The sequence below is a fragment of the Pseudomonas sp. TNT2022 ID1044 genome (assembly GCF_028656895.1).
In the GTDB taxonomy this organism is placed as follows: Bacteria; Pseudomonadota; Gammaproteobacteria; order Pseudomonadales; family Pseudomonadaceae; genus Aquipseudomonas; species Aquipseudomonas reinekei.
Window position 1 is genome coordinate 87212 of record NZ_JAMDHB010000007.1, and the last position, 19337, is coordinate 106548.

The window sequence follows — 19337 nt, forward strand, 5'->3', positions numbered from 1 at the left end:
GTTCTTATTTGGAGAAAGGTGTGGAATTCAGCCAATTGCGGATCTTCCAGGCGGTGGCGGAAGAAGGCTCCATCACCCGGGCCGCTGAACGCCTGCACCGGGTGCCATCCAACCTGTCGACACGGCTCAAGCAACTCGAAGAGCAACTTGGCGTTGAGTTGTTCGTGCGCGAGCGTCAGCGGTTGCAGTTGTCGCCTGCGGGAAAAGTCCTGCTGGACTACACCGCCAAACTGTTCGCCCTGCACAATGAAGCCAACGCGGCGGTGCAGGGGGGGCAACCGGCTGGCGAATTCGTGCTCGGCACCATGTACAGCACCGCCGCCATTCACCTGCCGGCGTTGTTGGCGCGCTACCACCGGCGGTATCCGGCGGTGAACCTGCAAGTGCAGTCCGGACCCAGCGGTGAACTGCTGGAAGGTTTGCTCACCGGCCGCCTCGATGCGGCGCTGGTGGACGGGCCGCCAGAGCTGGCCGTGATCGACGGCGTGCTGTTGTGCGAGGAGCGGCTGGTGCTCATCAGCGAGGCCGACCACCCGCCGGTGCTCAGTGCGCGGGACGTGGAAGGGCGTTCGGTGTTCACCTTTCGTCAGGGCTGCTCCTATCGGATGCGACTGGAATCCTGGTTCTCCCACGATCACGCGGTCATGGGCCGGGCGATGGAAATCGAGTCTTACCCGGGGATGCTCGCGTGTGTGATTGCCGGCTCCGGCGTGGCGTTGATGTCGGAGTCGATGCTCGCCAGCCTGCCGGGCCGCGAAAGTGTGGCGGTGCATCCATTACCCGAGCCTTTTGCCAGCGCAACCACCTGGCTGATGTGGCGCAAGGGCATGGTCGGGGCCAACCTGAACGCGTGGATCGAGGAACAGCGAGCGCTCTATCCGTCGGCGCAAAGCCAGGCCCGGGCGATAGCGTGATTTAATGGTGATCGATTGTGATCTATTCAGTAACAGATCATTGCCACTTTCGGCGAGCATTGCTCAGGACTTCGGACTATTATCAGTGCGAAGGGGCTACAGAATTTTGGCCGCTCGGCACTACCCTGAAGGGGGCATCATGAAAGAGAAAATCCAAAACTGGCTGCACGACCTGGGTGTCGCACTCGGTTTGATCGAACCGCCTCTGCAACCTGTGCCCATCCGTACAGATGACGAACAGCGCCGTCGCCAGCAGCGCCGTCGATAAGTCCATCAAGGGCTGAGAAGATCGCAGCCTTCGGCAGCGCCTACGGGTGCTGCACAGATGCTGCGATTGTCGGTGCACCAGCAGGTGCTGCCGCAGGCTGCGAGCCTGGCGGTCGAAAGGCTCACGCAGGGTGGCAGGTCAATGCCGCCCGATCTCCATCAAAAACCGACTCAAGTCATTTGCCGTCCTGGCGGTCTTGAGCATCCGGTCTTCTTCGGCAGTGAAGGCCGTCAAACCGAACTCGTCTTCCAGATGGAAGATCAGGTCCTCGATATCCGCTTTATCCAATCCCAATTGCACCAGACTGGTGTTGTCGTCGAAGTCGTCCCGACCTTCGAGCGAGCGGCTGATGAATCGATGCACGGCTGCACGTACGGCGGCTTTGTTCATGAGGGTTCTTCGAGGGCGAAAGGTTTGTCGTCCCTGTTGTCGGGTTCCTGCTATTGAGTACAGCAGGCTTCAGCCGGCAGACGTCGCCACTGGTCTTTCATGAGATGGATGGACGGCATTTTCTGCAGGCGAAAAAAAACGGGTGTGGCAACCGACGCCACACCCGTCGAAGAAAGCATCAAGTCGTTATGTTCAGATCAAACGGCGCTGGCCAGTGTCGCGGGGCGACGGGACAGCAGGCTGACCAGCACGAAGCTCACCAGGCTGACACCGAGGCTGAAGTAGATCGGCGAGTTGGCGTCCATGCCGTCCTTGAACATGAAGATCAGGGCGGTAACAAAGCCCATCGCCATGGCGGTGATTGCTCCGGCCGTGGTGGCGCGCTTCCAGAAGATTGCACCCATGAGCGGGATCAACATGCCGCCTACCAGCAGATTGTAGGCCAGCGTCAGTGCGCTGATGACGTCATTGACGACCAGAGCGATGCCCAGCACAACGAGGCCGGTCAGCAGGGTGAACAGGCGGTTGGTGCTGATGTTCGACTCTTTACCGCCGCGCAGTTTCGGCAGCAGGTCTTCGGTCAGGGTCGTGGACGCTGCCAGCAAGCCGGCGCTGGCGGTGGACATCATGGCCGCCAGTGCAGCAGCGATCACCAGGCCCCGAATGCCGTCTGGCAGCGAGACTTTGACGATAGCGGCGAAAGCGTTGTTGACGTTGTCCAGGTCCGGGATCAGCACGTGAGCAGCCATGCCGATCAGTGCGCAAACCAGACCGTAGATGATGCAGTAGATACCGGCTGAAGTACCGGCGTACTTCGCCACTTTTTCGCTCTTGGCGGTGAATACCCGTTGCCAGATGTCCTGACCGATCAAAATGCCGAAAAAGTAGATCATGAAGTAGGTGATGATGGTGTCCCAGCCAATGCTGGTGAAGTTGAAGCTGGCGGCCGGCAGTTGCGCGACCAGTTGGTCCCAGCCCCCCACGCGGTATAGACAGATCGGCAACAGCAGGAACATCAGGCCGACGGTCTGGATACCGAACTGCACGATATCGGTCAGGGTCAGCGACCACATGCCGCCGATGGTCGAATAGATGACGACGATCCCGCCACCCACCAGTATGGAGACCCAGAAAGGCAGATCGAACAGTACTTGCAATACGGTGCCGATGGCCAGGATTGAGACCACGCCGATCATCAGGGCGTAGGCCAGCATGATGGTCGCACTGGCGGTACGGGCCATTGGGTTATAGCGTTTTTCCAGCACCTGGGTGACGGTGAACACTTTCAGTTTGAGCAAGGGTTTGGCCAGGAACAGGTTCAGCGCGATGATCCCGCAACCCAGCGCGGCACAGAGCCAGAAACCGGAGATGCCGTGTACGTAGCCCAGACGCACGGTGCCCACAGTGGACGCGCCGCCGAGGACCGTGGCAGCCATGGTGCCCATGTACAGGGTCGGGCCGAGGTTTCGACCCGCAACCAGGTAGTCTTCATGGGTCTTGGCCTTGCGCATGCCGCAGTAGCCGAGTATCAGCATTGCGGCGGCGTAGATGAGTACGACGATTAAATCCAAAGCCATGATGGCGTGTCTCCGATTGTCTTTTTTATGTGAGGCTAAAAATCAGGCGACTTGCTGCATCGCCGGTTCAACGAGCGGGTCCGTGCTCTTGTTGCGTGAATCATTCGGGCCGAACACCGCGTTCGCTTCCGGGAACATCTTGAGCAACACCAGGTACATCACCGAGGCCAGGCCCAGGGTCACCGGCAAGCTGATGTCGATGCCATCGGCCAGGTTGCCCAGCGGGCCGACGAACTGCCCCGGCAAGTTGACGAAGCACAGGCCGATGGCCGCGCTCGGGATCCAGGCGCCCAAACCGCGCCAGTTCCAGCCGTGGGTGAACCAGTAGCGGCCACCTTTCTCGCCACGGGTAAACACTTGCAGGTCATCCGGGCAGTAGAAGCCGCGACGCACCAGCAGGCCGATGATCATGATCACCATCCATGGCGTGGTGCAGGTGATGATCAACACGGCGAAAGTCGACACGCTCTGCACCAGGTTCGCCGCAAAGCGACCGATGAAAATGAAGGCAATCGACATCACACCGATCAGCAGCGTGGCCTTGACCCGCGACAGCACCCGAGGAAACACGCTGGACATGTCCAGCCCGGTGCCATACAGCGAGGTGGTGCCGGTGGACATGCCACCGATCACCGCAATCAGGCACACCGGCAGGAAGAACCAGGTGGGCGAAACTGCCAGCAAGCCGCCGACATAGTTGTTGGCCGCAATGTAATCCGGTGCCTTGATCGCCACGATGGTCGCGGTGGCGAGGCCGAACAGGAACGGGATCAGCGTCGCCAGTTGCGCGGCAATCACCGAGACCATGATCCGGCCCTTCGGCGTTTCACGCGGGATGTAGCGCGACCAGTCGCCGAGGAACGCACCGAAGGAGATCGGGTTGCTCATGGCGACCAGTGCTGCGCCGATGAACGCCGCCCAGAAACCTGCCTGACCCATGGCCACGGTGCCGGCGTACTGACTGTCGAACGCCGGGGCGAAAGCGAAGATGCCCAGCAGGAACAGCAGGCTGGCCGCCCACACCGCGATGCGGTTGACCCACAACATGAAACGGAAACCGTAAATGCACACCGTCAGCACCAACAGTGCGAACAGACCGTAGGCCAGGCCCAGGGTCAGGTCGGTTTCCGGCAGGTCGATCAGGCGTTTGGCGCCGCCCACCAGTGCGTCGCCCGAACTCCAGACGGAGAGCGAGAAGAACGCGATAGCGGTCAATAACGACAGGAAAGAGCCGACGATCCGCCCGTGCACGCCAAAGTGTGCGCCGGAAGACACGGCATTGTTGGTGCCGTTGATCGGGCCGAACAGGCCCATCGGCGCGAGGATCAATGCACCAAGCACCACGCCCAGCACGATCGCCCAGACGCCGGCCTGAAAGGACAGGCCGAACAGTACCGGGAAGCTGCCGAGCACAGCGGTGGCAAAGGTATTGGCGCCGCCGAAGATCAAGCGAAACAGGTCGCTGGGCCGGGCGGTACGCTCATTGTCCGGAATCTGTTCGACCCCGTTTGTTTCGATGCTGCTAAGGCTTTTGTCGTTGTTGTTGTTATTCATGATCTGCTCCGATCATAAAGGCGCGCTCATCGTGTGTGAGCGTCACCTGTTTGGCTAAGGGGGTGGCAGCCCTTCCGGCATTGCGGACAAATGTTCGTGGCAGGCCAGCCATAGGCCTTGTTGTTCTTGGCCAGACGCTTGTTTCTTGAAAACAATCGTCTCGCGCTCCTGGCTGAAGTGTTGCTCCCCTTGCATGCGCAACTCGGTGGCCACGTCATGGATGAAAATCGCCACGTCACCCTGCAGGCTGACGAAGGCGTTGCTCGACGTGCACGACAGCACTTCGAAGCCATCCTCGGTACGCCAGCTGTCCCACAACGCCTGATAGGCATCGCGCGACAGCAGCGGTTGTTCGAGGGTGTAGAAGACGAAGCTGGCATCGACGCTGAACGCGCCGAAGTAGGCTTCGCGATCGTTACGGGCGAAGGCGGAGACCAGATCGGCAGCCGCTTTCAAAACCTGATCACGTTCGTTCATCACCGATCCTCAGCGATGGACCACGCCCGGCAGTACGCAGAGCATTTCGTACAGCAGGTTGGCGGCCAGCAGCGAGGTGTTACCGGTGGTGTCGTAAGCGGGCGAGACTTCTACCAGATCGCAACCGATCAGGTCGAGGCCTTGGCAGCCGCGAACGATCTCGATCGCCTGAATGGTCGTCAGACCACCGATTTCCGGGGTGCCGGTACCTGGCGCCCAGGCCGGGTCGATGCCGTCGATGTCGAAGCTCAGGTACACCGGGCCGCCACCGACTTTCTCGCGAACTTCGGCCATCAATGGCGCGAGGGATTTGTGCCAGCACTCTTCGGCCTGGACCACACGGAAGCCCTGGTTACGGCTCCAGTTGAAATCGTCAGCGGTGTAGCCCTGGGCGCGCAGACCGATTTGCACAACGCGGTCCGGGTCAATCAGGCCTTCTTCGACGGCGCGGCGGAAAGTGGTGCCGTGGGCGATTTTCTCGCCGAACATGTGATCGTTCACATCGGCGTGGGCGTCGATGTGCACCAGGCCGACCTTGCCGTGCTTTTTATGGATGGCACGCAGGATCGGCAGGGTGATGGTGTGGTCGCCACCCAGGGTCAGCGGGATTACGTCGTGTTCGAGGATGTTGTCGTAGGATTCTTCGATGATCCGTACGGCATCCAGCAGGTTGAACGTGTTGATCGCCACGTCGCCGATGTCGGCAACCGACAGCGAGTCGAACGGTGCGGCACCGGTGGCCATGTTGTACGGGCGGATCATCACCGATTCGGCGCGGATGTCACGCGGCCCGAAACGGGTGCCGGGGCGCAGCGAAGTGCCGATGTCCAGCGGCACGCCAACGAAGGCAGCGTCGAGGCCGGCAGCAGTAGGAACATGGGGGAGTCGCAGCATGGTGGCGATGCCGCCGAAGCGCGGCATTTCGTTGCCGCCCAGTGGTTGGTGAAGAATCTTGTCCACGGGTAGGGCCTCATCGTCGTTGTTTTATTTATTGGGTTACGCCGTTCACGGAAGGGACGGGCGAACCTTGTGGCGCCGATTCTGCGAAATGTAGTGGCCGGAAAGAATCGCTACGGGCAAATACTTAGTTCAGATTTTTCTAAACTAATGGCGAGCGCGGAGATAGACTTCGCGGCTTGAGAGATGCGTGGCGTGGGCGGGCCTTTCGCCAGCAAGCCGGCCCCTGCAGGTACAGCGATCAGGTCCGGAGCAACGCAAATCTGTAGGAGGCGGCTTGCTGGCGATCGGTTGCGCAGTAACCGCCCCTCAAGCAAAGCAGACTCAACTGACACTGTGTTCGGAGCCCTCATGGCCAACGCTTTACCCGACCTGAAACTATTGCGCATCTTCGTCAGCGTGGTGCGCCATCAGGGATTTGCCAACGCCCAGCAAGAGCTCAACCTCTCGACGTCGGCCATCAGCACCTACATGAGCCAGCTTGAATCGGCGCTGGGCCTGGTGCTCTGTCATCGCGGCCGGGGCGGTTTCAGCCTGACCAGCAAAGGCGAATTGTTCCATCAGGAAACCCTGCGCCTGCTGGGCGAGCTGGAAGGTTTCGAACAATACGCCGCCGCGCTCAAGGGCGAACTACGCGGCACGCTGAACCTCGGGGTGATCGACTCCACTGTCAGCGACAAGGCCTTGCCGTTCGCTGAAGCCATCGGCGCCTACAGCCAGGAACACCCGGCGGTGCACTTGCACCTCTCGGTCATGAGCCCTTATGAATTGCAGCTCGGCGTGCAGGACAACCGCCTCGACCTGGCCATTGGCGCGTTCTCCACGCGCATGAGCGGCCTGGTGTACATGCCGCTTTATCGCGAGCAGCACTGGCTGTATTGCAGCTCGCGGCATCCGCTGTTCAATGAGCGGCGCATCCCCGAGCAAGTCATCACCCAACAGCGCATGGTCGGTCGCGGCTACTGGAGCCAGGCCGAACTGGCCCGCCACGGCTTCAAGCACAGCGCCGCCACGGTGGAAAGTATGGAGGCGCAACTGATTTTGGTGCTGTCCGGCGCCTACATCGGCTACCTGCCGGAGCACTACGCCCAGGCCTGGGCCGACAAGGGCGATTTGCGCGTGTTGCTGCCGGCGACCTTCGGCTATCAGGCGCCATTCTCGATGATCGTGCGCCGGGGCCGCAGTCGAGAGCCGTTGATCCAGACTTTCCGCGATCTGCTCAAAGCACAACTGAATCAGGCGTAAAGACGATGTCCAGAATTCAATGCCCACGTTGCCTGCGTCCGCAAAGCCATTGCCTGTGCCCGCTGATTCCCAGCCTCGACAGCCGCACCCGGGTGCTGTTGTTGCAGCATCCGAGTGAAGTCAATCATGCGTTGAACACCGCACGACTGGCAGCGCTCGGGTTGCAGAAGGCCGAGCTGATCGTCGGTGAGGTGTTTGAGGATTTGCCGGCGCTGCTGAATCAGCCAGGTTATCGGGCGCGGCTGTTGTTTCCCGGCGAGGACGCGCAACCGATGCAGGCGTATACCGCCGCCGATGAGCCGCTGTTGCTGGTGGTCCCGGACGGCACCTGGCGCAAGGCGCGCAAGATGCTGCACCTCAATCCGCTGCTGGCGGCGCTGCCTCGGGTGACGCTGGCCGAGGGCGGCGTGTCCCGCTATCGACTGCGCAAGGCACCGGGACCGGGAGCATTGTCGACAGTAGAGGCAATTGCGCAGGCGTTGGAAACCCTCGAGGCACCGGCAACGTTTGCGCCGTTGCTGAAGCCGTTCGAGGCTTTGATCGAGGGGCAGATTGCGGCGATGGGGGAGGAAACTTTCCAGCGTAATCATGCTGACAGATGATCGTTGTATGCGCCGGCCTCTTCGCGAGCAGGCTCGCTCCCACTGTTGATTGGGTTCCTTAAGACGAAACGCGAACAACTGTGGGAGCGAGCCTGCTCGCGAAGGCGGCGGCTCAATCACCGAAGCTCTCAGGGCAAGACTACCTTTCCCGCATCGCCTCGGTCCTGGCTTTCAGTACCGGCTTCAGCAAGTAATCCAGCACGGTCTTTTCCCCGGTAATGATATCCACCGTCGCCACCATCCCAGGAATGATCAGCAGCGGTTTCACGTCCCCGCCCAGATGGTTTTTATCGGTGCGCACCTGGATCAGGTAGAAGCTGTTGCCCTTGTCATCGGTGATGGTGTCGGCGCCGATCAACTCCAGCTTCGCACTCAAGCCACCGTAGATTGTGTAGTCGTACGCGGTGAACTTGACCATGGCTTTCTGGCCCGGATGCAGGAACGCAACGTCCTGTGGCCGGACCTTGGCTTCGATCAGCAGGTTGTCTTCCAGCGGCACGATTTCCAGCATGTCGCTGCCGGGCTGGACCACGCCGCCGATGGTGTTGACCTTCAATACCTTGATGATGCCTTTGACCGGCGAGGTCACGGTGGTGCGGGTCACGCGGTCGTCGATGGCGATGCTCGATGCAGTGATTTTCGACAGGTCGGTGCGCTTCTCGTTGAGCTCCTTGGCCGCGTCCGAGCGGAAGGACTGTTCCGATTCGTCGATCTTGCTCCTGATCTCGGCAATCGCCGATTCCGCTCGGGGAATCGCCAGGGTCGTGGCGTTCAGCGAGCCACGGATTTCCACGGCGCTGCGCTTGAGTCGCAGGATCTCCACCGGCGACACGGCGCCGGTCTTGACCAGGGGCTCGGACATATTCATCTCCTGATTGACCAGCGCCAGGCTCGAGCTGTACTGACCGGCTTTCGAGCGGAATTCCGCCAGTTCCTGGGTTTTTTGCCTCAGTTGTTCTGACAGTGTGCGTTGCTCGCTGGCCAGTCGGCGTTGCCGTTGTTCGTACAAAGAGCGCTCGTCCTCGGCCACTTGCGGCGCCTTGGCGATCACTTCGTCCGACAGCTTGAAGGGGCGGCCTTCCGCTTCCGCCGACAGCCGTTCGACCTGCGCGGTCAGTGCATAACGATCGACTTCGCTTTCGCCCTTGTTCGACAGGTAGCGCGTGTCATCGAGACGCAGCAAGGTGTCGCCCTTGTTCACCATTTGCCCTTCGCGCACGAAGATCTCAGTGACGATGCCGCCCTCCAGGTTCTGGATCACCTGGACCTTGCTCGACGGTATCGCCTTGCCTTCGCCCATCGTCACTTCCTGCAACACCGCAAATTTGGCCCACACCAGCGCGCTGATCAGCAGCGCGGCCGCCAGCCACACGGTCACCCGCGACCAGCGCGGCGAGTCCTGCAACGAGGCGCCGGCGGTTTCCGGCATGAATTCAGCCTCGGCGCTTTTGCCGAAACTGTCGAAGTAGCCGCGATCTTTGGAAGAATCCGATGAAGCAGACATGGGCGACTCCTAGACCGCGGCAGAGCCGACGCGGCCCTTGCGCAATGCATCGATGACCGCTTCTTTCGGCCCGTCGGCGACGATCCGCCCGTTGTCGAGCACCACCAGCCGATCCACCAGGCTGAGCATCGATGTACGGTGTGTGACCAGCAGCACGGTTTTGCCCTGGACCCAGTTGTGGAGCTTTTGCCGCAGAACATCCTCGCTGCTGTTGTCCATGGCGCTGGTGGGTTCGTCGAGCAACATGATCGGCGGGTCGAGCAGCAGCGCCCGGGCCAGCAACACGGCCTGGCGTTGCCCGCCGGACAGTAGCTGTCCGCGCTCGCCGACGGGCCGGTCGAAGCCTTGCGGGTGTTGCCGGGCCAGTTCGGTGACGCCGGTGAGTTCGGCGACTTCGAGCATGCGGGCGTCGCTGATGTAGCGTGCGCCGAGGGTCAGGTTGTCGCGCAGGCTGCCGGCCAGCAGCGGCAAATCATGGGCGACATAACCGATCTGATGGCGCAGGTCGGCCACGTCCAGTTGCCGCAGGTCCAGGCCATCGAGCAGGAGCTGGCCTTCTTCCGGCTCATAAAAACCCATCACCAGTCGCCCCAGCGTGCTTTTGCCCGAACCGCTGCGGCCGATGATGCCGATGCGTTCGCCGGGTTTGACGCTGAAACTGATGTTGGCCAGCGCCGGCGCGGCCTGGCCGTTGTAGTGGAACGTCACGCCGACCACATCCAGTGCGCCTTGCAGTTGCGTGCGTTCGAGAGGCCGTTGCCGGGCATCGCGCTCCTGGGGCAGCGACATCAGTGCATCGGTACTTTTCATGGTCAATTGCGCTTGCTGGTAGCGGGTGATCAGCCCGGCGATTTGCCCCAGCGGTGCCAGCACGCGACTGCCGAGCATGTAGGTCGCCACCAGTGCGCCGACACTGAGGTTGCCGGCGATGATGCTGTAGACCCCGGCCACGATGGTGGCCATGCCGGAAAACTGCTGGATGAACAGCGTGCCGTTGGTGGCCAGTGCCGAGAGGTTGCGGGCATGGCTGTCGAGGCGGGTGAGGGCGCCGTGGGTGCTTTCCCATTTGTGCTGGCGCTCACTTTCGGCGCTGCATGCCTTGAGGGTTTCCAGGCCGCCGAGGGTTTCGATCAACAGCGCCTGGCGTTCGGCGCCGAGGCTCAAGCTTTTCTGCACGGTGTCACGCAGGCGTGACTGAATGATCATGGCGAAGATGATGGTGATCGGAAACGCCAGCAGCGGTATCACCACCAGCCAGCCGCCGAGCAGGCCGATCACCACCAGCATCAGCAATGCGAAGGGCAGGTCGATCAGGCTGGTCAGGGTCACGGCCGTGAGAAATTCCCGCAGGCCCTGGAAGTCATGGATGCTCTGGGCAAAGCCGCCGATGGTCGCTGGCCGCGCTTTCATCGCCATGCCGGTGATGCGCTCGAACAGGGTTGCCGAGAGAATCACATCGGTCTTCTTGCCGGCGGTGTCCAGCAAATGCACGCGCACCACCCGCAGCACCAGTTCGAAACCGGTGCCGATCAGCAGGCCGATGGACAACACCCACAAGGTCGAAGTGGCCTGGTTCGGCACTACGCGGTCGTAGGTCTGCATCACGAACAGCGGCACCATCAAGCCCAGCAGGTTGATCAGGAAGCTGGCGAGGATCGCATCGCTGTACAGCCATTTCGACAGTTTCAGGGTGTCGCGAAACCAGGCCTGTACCCGGGGCACCAGTGGCGAGCGCAGGTCTTCGAGTTCGTGCCGTGGCCGGGCGAACAAGGCCTGTCCGCTGTAATGTTCGGCCAGCTCTTGCGGGCTGATCCATTGTTCGCCGCCGTCGGCTTCGCTGGGCAGGATCAGCACCCGGCCGTCTTCGCCATAACGGCGCAGGACAGCGGTGCGTCCGTTGGTGAGCAGCAGCATCACCGGCAGGTTGAGCGGGGAGATGTCTTTCAGGTCGCGGCGCAGCAGGCGCGCCTGCAAGCCGGCCCGGGCTGCGGCGCGGGGCAGCAGGTCCAGGCTCAGGCGTTGGTGTGCCATTGGCAGCCCGGCACTCAGGCTGGCGCGACTGACCGTCGCGCCGTGGAGTTTGCAGAGGATCAGCAGACCATCCAGGAGCGGGTCATCGAAGCTCAGGCGCGGATCGACACCAGTGTTGCCGGGTTCCATGCTGGTCACATTGATTGCTCCCGTGCACTACTTCAATTCAGGCAGACGGGCTTGGCTTTTCACTTCGGTCTGGGCGATGGCATCGGCCGGTAGAACGACCCGCTGTTTGCTCAACAGCTGGCCCATGTTCGCCAGCACCCGGTACATCGAAAACTCTTCGGTGTAGCGCACTTCGGTGTAGCGGCGGTTGGCGTTGTAGAGCTCGTTTTCGCTGTCCAGCAGATCGAGCAGGGTGCGTTGGCCGAGGCCGAACTGATCCTGATACGCCACGCGTACGCGTTTGCTGGTGTCGGCGTATTCACGGGCGGTCGGGGTTTGCTTCTTGGCGTTGACCATGGCGTTCCAGGCCAGATTGATGTTTTCGTTGAGCTGGCGCAGGGCGTTGTTGCGAATATCCATCGCCTGATTGATCTTGTGCGCATCCGATTGCAGGCGCGCCTTGTCGCTGCCGCCGCGGAACAGGTTGTAGTTCATCACCACGCCGACCCGCCATTCGTTGTCATGGCCTTCTTCGCCCGCGATGTTGTTGTTCGCGCCCACTGCCGCCTCGGCGTCGAAGCGTGGATAGAACGGCGACTTGGCGACTTCGTACTGGCTCTCGGCCGATTGCACGTCGGCCTGGGCGGATTTCAGGTACGGGTTATTTTCCACCATGCTTTGCTGAGCTTCCTGCAGCGTGGCCGGCAGTTCGCCGCGGGTCGACGGCGGTGTTTCCAGCTCATCGGGCAGGCGTCCGACCACAGCAGCGAAGTTCGATTCGGCGTCCGCCAGGTCAACTTCGGCGGTGTCGAGGTTGTTCTCCGCCAATGCCCGACGCGCGGTGGACTGGTCGGCGTCAGCGTTGCTGCCGACGCCGCGCTCGGTGCGCAGGCCGATCTGATCGTTGACGCGCAAGTGAGCCTGCAGGTTGTTCTTGGCCAGCGTCACCAGTTCACGGCGCTTGAGCACTTCAAGGTAGACCTCGATGGTACGCAGGGCCAGATCCTGGGCGGTGCCCTGGGCGTAATAGGCTCGGGAGTTGACCACGCCTTTGGTGCGTTCGACTTCGTTGGCCGTGTTGAACCCGTCGAAGAGCATCTGCCGCAGACGCAGTTCCGACTGGGTGTAATTGAGGATTTCGGTGTGATGGTTACCGAACGCGCGGGTGTTGGTGTTATCGCTGTACCCGCGCCCGTACGCAGCATTCAAGTCCACCGATGGATAAAAGCCCCCCTTTGCGACCTTCACGTCTTCATCAGCCGACAAACGGCTGTCTACCCGCGACGCCAGTTCCGGGTGGGTGGCGATAGTGCTCTGGATGGCTTCGGTCAATGACATGGCGTGAGCTTGAGACGTGCAGGCCATGGCCAATAAAACTGCGCTGCAGAGGGGGGTTAAAAGGCGCATGGTGCATCTCCCTGGAGTCCTGATGGTTCTTTATCAGTCGCCAATTATTTGACGACATTTATAGGTAAACCGTTTCACGCGTTTTACAGAAGAGCTAAGAACATTCTGGAGAGAACCTAAGAAGTATTTCTCATAAAACTTATGCCAAAAAAAACTTATGCGCTCTGCCAAATCCAAGACATTGTTCAATTCGAAAGCCCTTGTTTTATGAGCTTTAGGGCGCTCATCGGGGGCTTGATGGAAAGTTCCAATCCACTTATCGACATGGGCGGAGAAGTGCTGGAGGGGAGGGATGCGGAGCGGTTTGGAGTGACGGTTTTCTGTCACTCGGCTGGTTCAAAACCGTTACGCAATGCTCACAGGGCGAACTGTTTTTGATCGGGATTCCGATGCCATTGATTGCAAAGGGATTTGAACTCGAAAACTTCACCATCGCCGGTGAGCAACACGCAGGGCGAGATCGTCGCCAGGGCCGTGGCTAACTCAGGTTGCGCCACTGACCGGTAGACGATCCGCCCGGCAGCCCGCTTGAGCCGTGTGCATGTTCTTCGCAACAAAAAGGTGCCGACAGCGGTTGGCAGCGGAGGAAATGCACATGGCTACGCTCATCGGTACTGTCAGCAAGATCATCGGTCAGGTGTTCGCGGTAGCGAGCGACGGCACGCGGCGTGTCCTGGTCGAGGGCGACCGGCTGTTCGCCGGTGATCAACTCAATACCGGAGCCGAAGGCGCGGTGGCGGTGCGTTTGCAAAATGGCCAGGAGCTAACCCTCGGCCGCGGCAGCAGCCTGCAAATGAACCCACAGTTGCTGGCCCATCAAACGCCTCACGTGAACACTGCCGAAGCGGTGACGCCCAGCCAGGCGCAACTGAGCGATGTCGAACAACTGCAAAAAGCCATTGCCGCCGGTGACGACCCGACACAAACCGCCGAAGCCACGGCGGCCGGGCCATCGACCGGCGCACCGGGTGGTGGGGCAGGGGGCGGGCACAGTTTCGTGATGCTCGAAGAAGTCGGTGGGCGCGTCGACCCGAACATCGGTTTTCCCACTGCCGGGTTCAATGGCATTCCCGAGTTTCCGGAAGAACGCCTCGCCGGCGATATTGATCCCGACGGTGATCCGGCGGCGGTGACTGCCCCCGTGCTGCCGCCCGTGCTGCCGCCAGTGGTTACCCCGCAGGTTCCCCCGGCGGCAGACAATCCGGTCACGCTCAACGGTCTGTCGGTGGAGGGCGGTGAACTGTCCGTCAAGGAGGCTAGCCTCGCCACTGGCTCGGCCAGCAATCCAGGTGCCCTGACACAGAACGGCACCTTCACCATTAACGCCCCCGACGGTTTGAGCAGCCTGAGCATCGGCGGGATCAACGTGATCAGCGGCGGTGTGGCCAGTGGTTTCCCGCAGTCGATTTCCACCCCGTTGGGCAGCACCCTGACCATCACCGGTTACAACCCGGTCACCGGCGTGGTGAGTTACAGCTACACCCTCAATGGCAGCGAAACCCACACCACCGGTGACGGCACCAGTCTCAGCGAACACTTCACCGTGGTGGCCAGTGACAGCGATGGCGACACCGCTACCGGGTCGCTGGACATCAACATCACCGACGATGTGCCCAAAGCCATCGACGACGATAACGGCGTGGCGTCGGAAACCCAGTTGACGCTCAACGGCAACGTGCTGACCAACGATGTGCAAGGCGCGGACCGTGTGCCGGTCGGTGAAAACTCCGGGCCGATCACCCCCGGCACGTTCATCGGTACCTATGGCACCCTGGTGCTGAATGCCAATGGCACTTACACCTACACCCTGAACACCAGCGACCCCGATTTCAAAGCCCTGAACGGCGGCGGCAACGGCACCGAGACGTTCACCTACACCCTGACCGATGCCGACGGCGACAGCAGCACCGCCAACCTGGTGCTGAACATCCACAACAACGATGATGGGGTGACGATCAACGGCCTCGACGTCGAGGGCGGTGAACTGACCGTCTACGAGAAAAACCTCACGGACGGCACCAGTCCCAACACTGCGGCGCTGACCCAAAATGGCACCTTCACCGTCACTGCACTCGATGGCCTGCAAACCCTGACCGTGGGTGGAATCACCGTGGTCAGCGGTGGCGTGGCCGTCGGTTTCCCGCAATCGATCACCACTCCATTGGGCAGCACCCTGACCATCACCGGGTTCAACCCGGAAACCGGCGTGGTCAGCTACAGCTACGCCCTGGTCGACAACGAAACCCATCCGGATGCCGAGGGCACCAACAGCATCACCGAGAACTTCAACGTCGTCGCGACCGACACCGATGGCAGCACCGCGTCCGGGCAGATCAACGTCAACATCGTCGATGACTTGCCAACCGCCAAGCCTGACGCGGACTCCGTACAGGAAGGCGGCACCGTCAGCGGCAACGTGCTGGACAACGACATCGGTGGCGCCGACGGTCTGGGCGCGGTGATCGGCGTGCGTGCCGGTGGCAATACCTCGACTCCGGCAGTCGGCGGTCTCAATACACAGATCAACGGCAACTACGGCTACCTGACCCTCGACGCCAATGGCAACGCGGTCTATCACAGCAACCCGAACGCCGTGAGCGGCCCGGGTGCAGTGGATGTGTTCACCTACACCGTGCGCGATGCCGATGGTGATCAAAGCACCACGACCATCACCATCGACGTCTACAACAGCTGCCTGCAAGCGGTGAGCGACAGCGACGTCACCGTCTACGAAAAAGCCCTCGACCTGAACAAGGATGGGCTGGATCTGGCGCCGGGCACAGTCGTTGGCAGTCAACCGGGCAGCACCGGTGAAACGGCGTCCGGCACCTTGGTCGGTTCGGTCAGCGGTGCCGTGGGGGCGATTACCTACGCACTGGTCGGCAGCGCTACCGGGGCTCACGGGCAAATTCAGCTCAATCCGAATGGCACCTACACCTACACGTTGACCTCGCCACCGAGCACCAATCCAAACGCCAACGATGGGCCAAACGTCACCCAGGAAACCTTCACCTACCAGGCCACTGATTCCCTCGGCAACGTGGTCACCAGCACCATCGTGGTCAACATCGTCGATGACGTGCCCACCGCGAAAGCCGATGTTGATTCGGTACAGGAAGGCGGCACCGTCAGCGGCAACGTGCTGGACAACGACATCGGCGGCGCCGACGGTCTGGGCGCTGTGATCGGCGTGCGTGCGGGCAGCAATACCTCGACCCCGGCAGTCGGCGGTCTCAACACGCAGATCAACGGCAACTACGGCTACCTGACCCTCGACGCCAATGGCAACGCGGTCTATCACAGCAACCCGAACACCGTCAGCGGCCCGGGTGCGGTGGATGTGTTCACCTACACCGTGCGCGATGCCGATGGCGATCAAAGCACCACGACCATCACCATCGACGTGTACAACAGCTGCCTGCAAGCGGTCAGCGACAGCGACGTCACCGTCTACGAAAAAGCCCTCGACCTGAACAAGGATGGGCTGGATCTGGCGGCTGGCAGCGTTACCGGCAGCGAACCGGGCAACACGGGTGAAACCGCGTCCGGCACGCTGGTCGGTTCGGTCAGCGGCGCTTCTGGCGCGATCACCTACACCCTGGTCGGCAATGCCAGCGGCACGTTCGGGCAAATCCTGCTCAACCCCAACGGCACTTACACCTACACCCTGACCTCGGCACCGAAAACTACCCCGGGCGCCAACGATGGCCCCAACACCCTGAGCGATACGTTTACCTACAAGGCTACCGATGCGCTGGGCAACACCACCACCAGCACCATCGTGGTCAACATTGTCGATGACGTGCCCAAGGCCGTGGCTTCGGAGCGTTCGGTGGCGGCGGTCGAGATCGACTCCAACCTGCTGCTGGTGATCGATGTGTCCGGCAGCATGGCTGACGCATCCGGTGTGCCAGGCCTGTCGCGGCTGGCGCTGGCCAAGCAGGCGATCAGTGCTCTGCTCGACAAGTACGACGACCTCGGCGACGTTAAAGTGCAGATCGTGACGTTCAGCAGCAATGCCACCGACAAGACGTCGGTGTGGGTCGACGTGGCGACCGCCAAGTCGATCGTCGCCGGCCTCACGGCGGGCGGCGGCACCAACTACGACGCGGCGGTGGACGTGGCGCAAGACGCGTTCAACACCAACGGCAAGCTGACAGGCGCACAGAACGTCGGCTACTTCTTCTCCGACGGTAAACCCAATGAAGGTTCGATCGGGACGCAAGACGAGGCGAACTGGAAAGAGTTCCTCACCGAGAATCAAATCAAGAACTACGCGATCGGCCTGGGCAAAAACGTCGACAATGATTCCCTCGATCCGCTGGCGTATGACGGCACCGGCACGGGCACCAATACCGGCGCCGTGATCGTGACTGACCTTGGCCAACTCAATTCAGTGCTCTCGGGCACGGTGATTGGCGCACCGGTCACCGGTTCGCTGCTGGGCGAGGGTGGGTCGTTCGGAGCGGATGGCGGCTTCATCAAAACCATCACCGTCGACGGCACCACCTACACCTACGATCCGAAAGGCAACAGCAACCAGGGTTCGCTGAACTTCAGCGGCGGCGCCAACCACGGCACGTTCAACACGACCAACAACACCCTGAGCATCGCCACCGATAACAAGGGCACGCTGGTGGTGAACCTCGACACCGGCGAATACAACTACGTGTCGCAGAAAACCACTTCGGTGGTGCTCACGGAAAACATCGGTTTCACGCTCAGCGACAACGACGGCGATCTCGCCAGCTCGACACTGGTGATCAAAGTCATCCCGAACGCCGCACCGGTGGCCACCGATGATCACATCATCACCAACGTGCTTTCGGGCAGCGTGACGGTGCCGGGTGAATTGCTGCTGGCCAACGATACCGACGCCGATGGCGATCCGCTCAAAGCCTCGCCAACCACGTTCAATACGGGCTGGATCGCCAAAGGTGCCGACTTCACCGGGACCGGCGCGATCGACTTCTCCGGCAACGGCGTCAAGCCAAGCAACCAGAGCCTGAGCAATGTGCGCGGCTCGTTCGCGGCCAATACGGCGTCCATGACGGCCCTGTTGGTGATCAGTGGTTACCTGGGCCCGGTTACTGCGGCCAACACCAACGATCAGGACCGTATCACCGTCAACCTCAAGCAAGGCGAAACCCTCAACCTCGACCACAACCTGGCCGCCGGCCATATCACCATGGAGTACTCCATCAACGGCGGTGCCTGGATCGCCCTCGCCGATGGCCAGACGATTACGGCGAACGCCGATGGCGTTTACCAGATTCATGTCACCAACATTGCCAACGTCGGTGGCGGCAGCGGTGCAGGCAAAGCGGAAGACTATCAGCTGACCATGAAGCTCGATTATTCCGGCGCCCACGACGTTACCCCGGATTACCACGGCACCTACACCGCCAGCGACAACCATGGCGGTAGCGACAGCGCCAACCTGAGCATCAGCTATCAGGACGGTCACACCCTCACCGGGACCGCGGGCAACGACACACTGGTGGCGGGCGCCGGTGACAACATCATCAATGCCGGTGACGGCAATGACGTGCTCACCGCGGGCAACGGTAACAACACGCTGCATGGCGATGCGGGCAATGACTTGTTGTTCAGCGGCGCGGGCAACGACGTGCTCGATGGCGGTATCGGCAACGACACCGCCAGCTTCGCCCATGCCACCGCCGGGGTGACGGTCAATCTCGGCCAGCTCGGGCCGCAGAACACCTTCGGCGCTGGCACCGACACCCTGACCGCCATCGAAAACCTGGTCGGTTCGGACTTCAACGACAACCTTACCGGCGACAACAACAGCAACATCATCACCGGCGGCCTGGGCAACGACATACTCAAGGGCGAGGGCGGCGATGACTTCCTGATCGGTGGCCTGGGCAACAACACCCTGACCGGCGGCAGCGGCGCGGACACCTTCCAGTGGCTCAAGGGCAACAGCGGCCACGATGTGATCACTGACTTTACGCCGGGCACCGACAAACTCGACCTGTCGCAACTGCTGCAAGGGGAAAACGGTACCGCCGCGTCGCTCGATGATTACCTGCACTTCACCGTCAGCGGCAGCGGCGCGTCACTGGTCACCAGCATCGACGTCAGCGGCATGGCCGGCGCGGCGCCAAACCAGACCATCGACCTGGCCGGCGTCGACCTGGCCAGCCATTACGGCGTCACACCGGGGGCGGGCGGGATGATTGCGGGGGCGGACACGGCGACCATCATCAACGGCATGCTCAATGATCATTCGTTGAAGGTGGATACTGTCTGATCTGAAAAGCGGGCTACTCGCAATTG

Annotated in this window: 13 protein-coding genes; 5 read left to right on the top strand and 8 right to left on the bottom strand. The window is 61.4% G+C overall.

The features are described 5' to 3' along the window. Positions 1-20 precede the first annotated feature (20 nt). Together ptrR and M5G20_RS10755 are read left to right on the top strand one after the other, a co-directional pair. Complete coding sequence (gene ptrR / locus M5G20_RS10750; protein ID WP_273919118.1) at positions 21-914, top strand: putrescine utilization regulator PtrR; 894 nt, start codon at positions 21-23, stop codon at positions 912-914. Between the two features lie 139 nt (positions 915-1053). Then, positions 1054-1182, top strand: coding sequence for a PA1414 family protein (locus M5G20_RS10755; protein ID WP_007914492.1), 129 nt, complete (start codon positions 1054-1056; stop codon positions 1180-1182). Between the two features lie 138 nt (positions 1183-1320). Here the strand turns inward: M5G20_RS10755 and M5G20_RS10760 are convergent, their stop codons facing one another. From M5G20_RS10760 to speB, 5 genes are all read right to left on the bottom strand, one after another. Continuing rightward, positions 1321-1572: an acyl carrier protein gene (locus M5G20_RS10760; RefSeq protein ID WP_273919119.1), complete on the bottom strand. Its 252-nt coding sequence runs from the start codon at positions 1570-1572 to the stop codon at positions 1321-1323. A gap of 197 nt (positions 1573-1769) precedes the next feature. Further along, a complete protein-coding gene (locus M5G20_RS10765; RefSeq protein WP_273919120.1) occupies positions 1770-3149 on the bottom strand; it encodes a sodium:solute symporter in 1380 nt (459 codons plus the stop codon). Between the two features lie 42 nt (positions 3150-3191). Beyond that, entirely contained in the window at positions 3192-4703 is a 1512-nt protein-coding gene (locus M5G20_RS10770) for a purine-cytosine permease family protein (RefSeq protein WP_273919121.1), read from the bottom strand. Positions 4704-4757: 54 nt separating this feature from the next. Next, complete coding sequence (locus M5G20_RS10775) at positions 4758-5180, bottom strand: YybH family protein (protein ID WP_273919122.1); 423 nt, start codon at positions 5178-5180, stop codon at positions 4758-4760. A 9-nt stretch (positions 5181-5189) separates the two neighbouring features. Continuing rightward, positions 5190-6140, bottom strand: coding sequence for an agmatinase (speB, locus tag M5G20_RS10780; RefSeq protein ID WP_056853080.1), 951 nt, complete (start codon positions 6138-6140; stop codon positions 5190-5192). A gap of 348 nt (positions 6141-6488) precedes the next feature. Here speB and M5G20_RS10785 point away from each other — a divergent pair, with 348 nt between their 5' ends. Next, positions 6489-7382: a LysR family transcriptional regulator gene (locus tag M5G20_RS10785; protein ID WP_273919123.1), complete on the top strand. Its 894-nt coding sequence runs from the start codon at positions 6489-6491 to the stop codon at positions 7380-7382. 5 nt (positions 7383-7387) lie between these two features. Next, positions 7388-7984, top strand: a complete 597-nt coding sequence (locus M5G20_RS10790) for a tRNA-uridine aminocarboxypropyltransferase (RefSeq protein ID WP_273919124.1) — start codon at positions 7388-7390, stop codon at positions 7982-7984. Between the two features lie 139 nt (positions 7985-8123). Here the strand turns inward: M5G20_RS10790 and M5G20_RS10795 are convergent, their stop codons facing one another. The 3 genes from M5G20_RS10795 to M5G20_RS10805 are packed head-to-tail and all read right to left on the bottom strand — an operon-like array spanning position 8124 to position 13034. Next, positions 8124-9488: an HlyD family type I secretion periplasmic adaptor subunit gene (locus tag M5G20_RS10795; protein ID WP_273919125.1), complete on the bottom strand. Its 1365-nt coding sequence runs from the start codon at positions 9486-9488 to the stop codon at positions 8124-8126. Between the two features lie 9 nt (positions 9489-9497). Then, a complete protein-coding gene (locus M5G20_RS10800; RefSeq protein WP_273919126.1) occupies positions 9498-11657 on the bottom strand; it encodes a type I secretion system permease/ATPase in 2160 nt (719 codons plus the stop codon). 18 nt (positions 11658-11675) lie between these two features. Then, positions 11676-13034 carry a TolC family outer membrane protein gene (locus M5G20_RS10805; protein ID WP_273919127.1) on the bottom strand — a complete coding sequence of 453 codons (1359 nt, stop codon included), beginning with the start codon at positions 13032-13034 and terminating at the stop codon, positions 11676-11678. A 595-nt stretch (positions 13035-13629) separates the two neighbouring features. On the opposite strand from M5G20_RS10805, the gene M5G20_RS10810 reads away from it, so the two are divergent. After that, positions 13630-19311, top strand: a complete 5682-nt coding sequence (locus M5G20_RS10810; protein ID WP_273919128.1) for a retention module-containing protein — start codon at positions 13630-13632, stop codon at positions 19309-19311. The last annotated feature ends 26 nt before the right edge of the window (positions 19312-19337 follow it).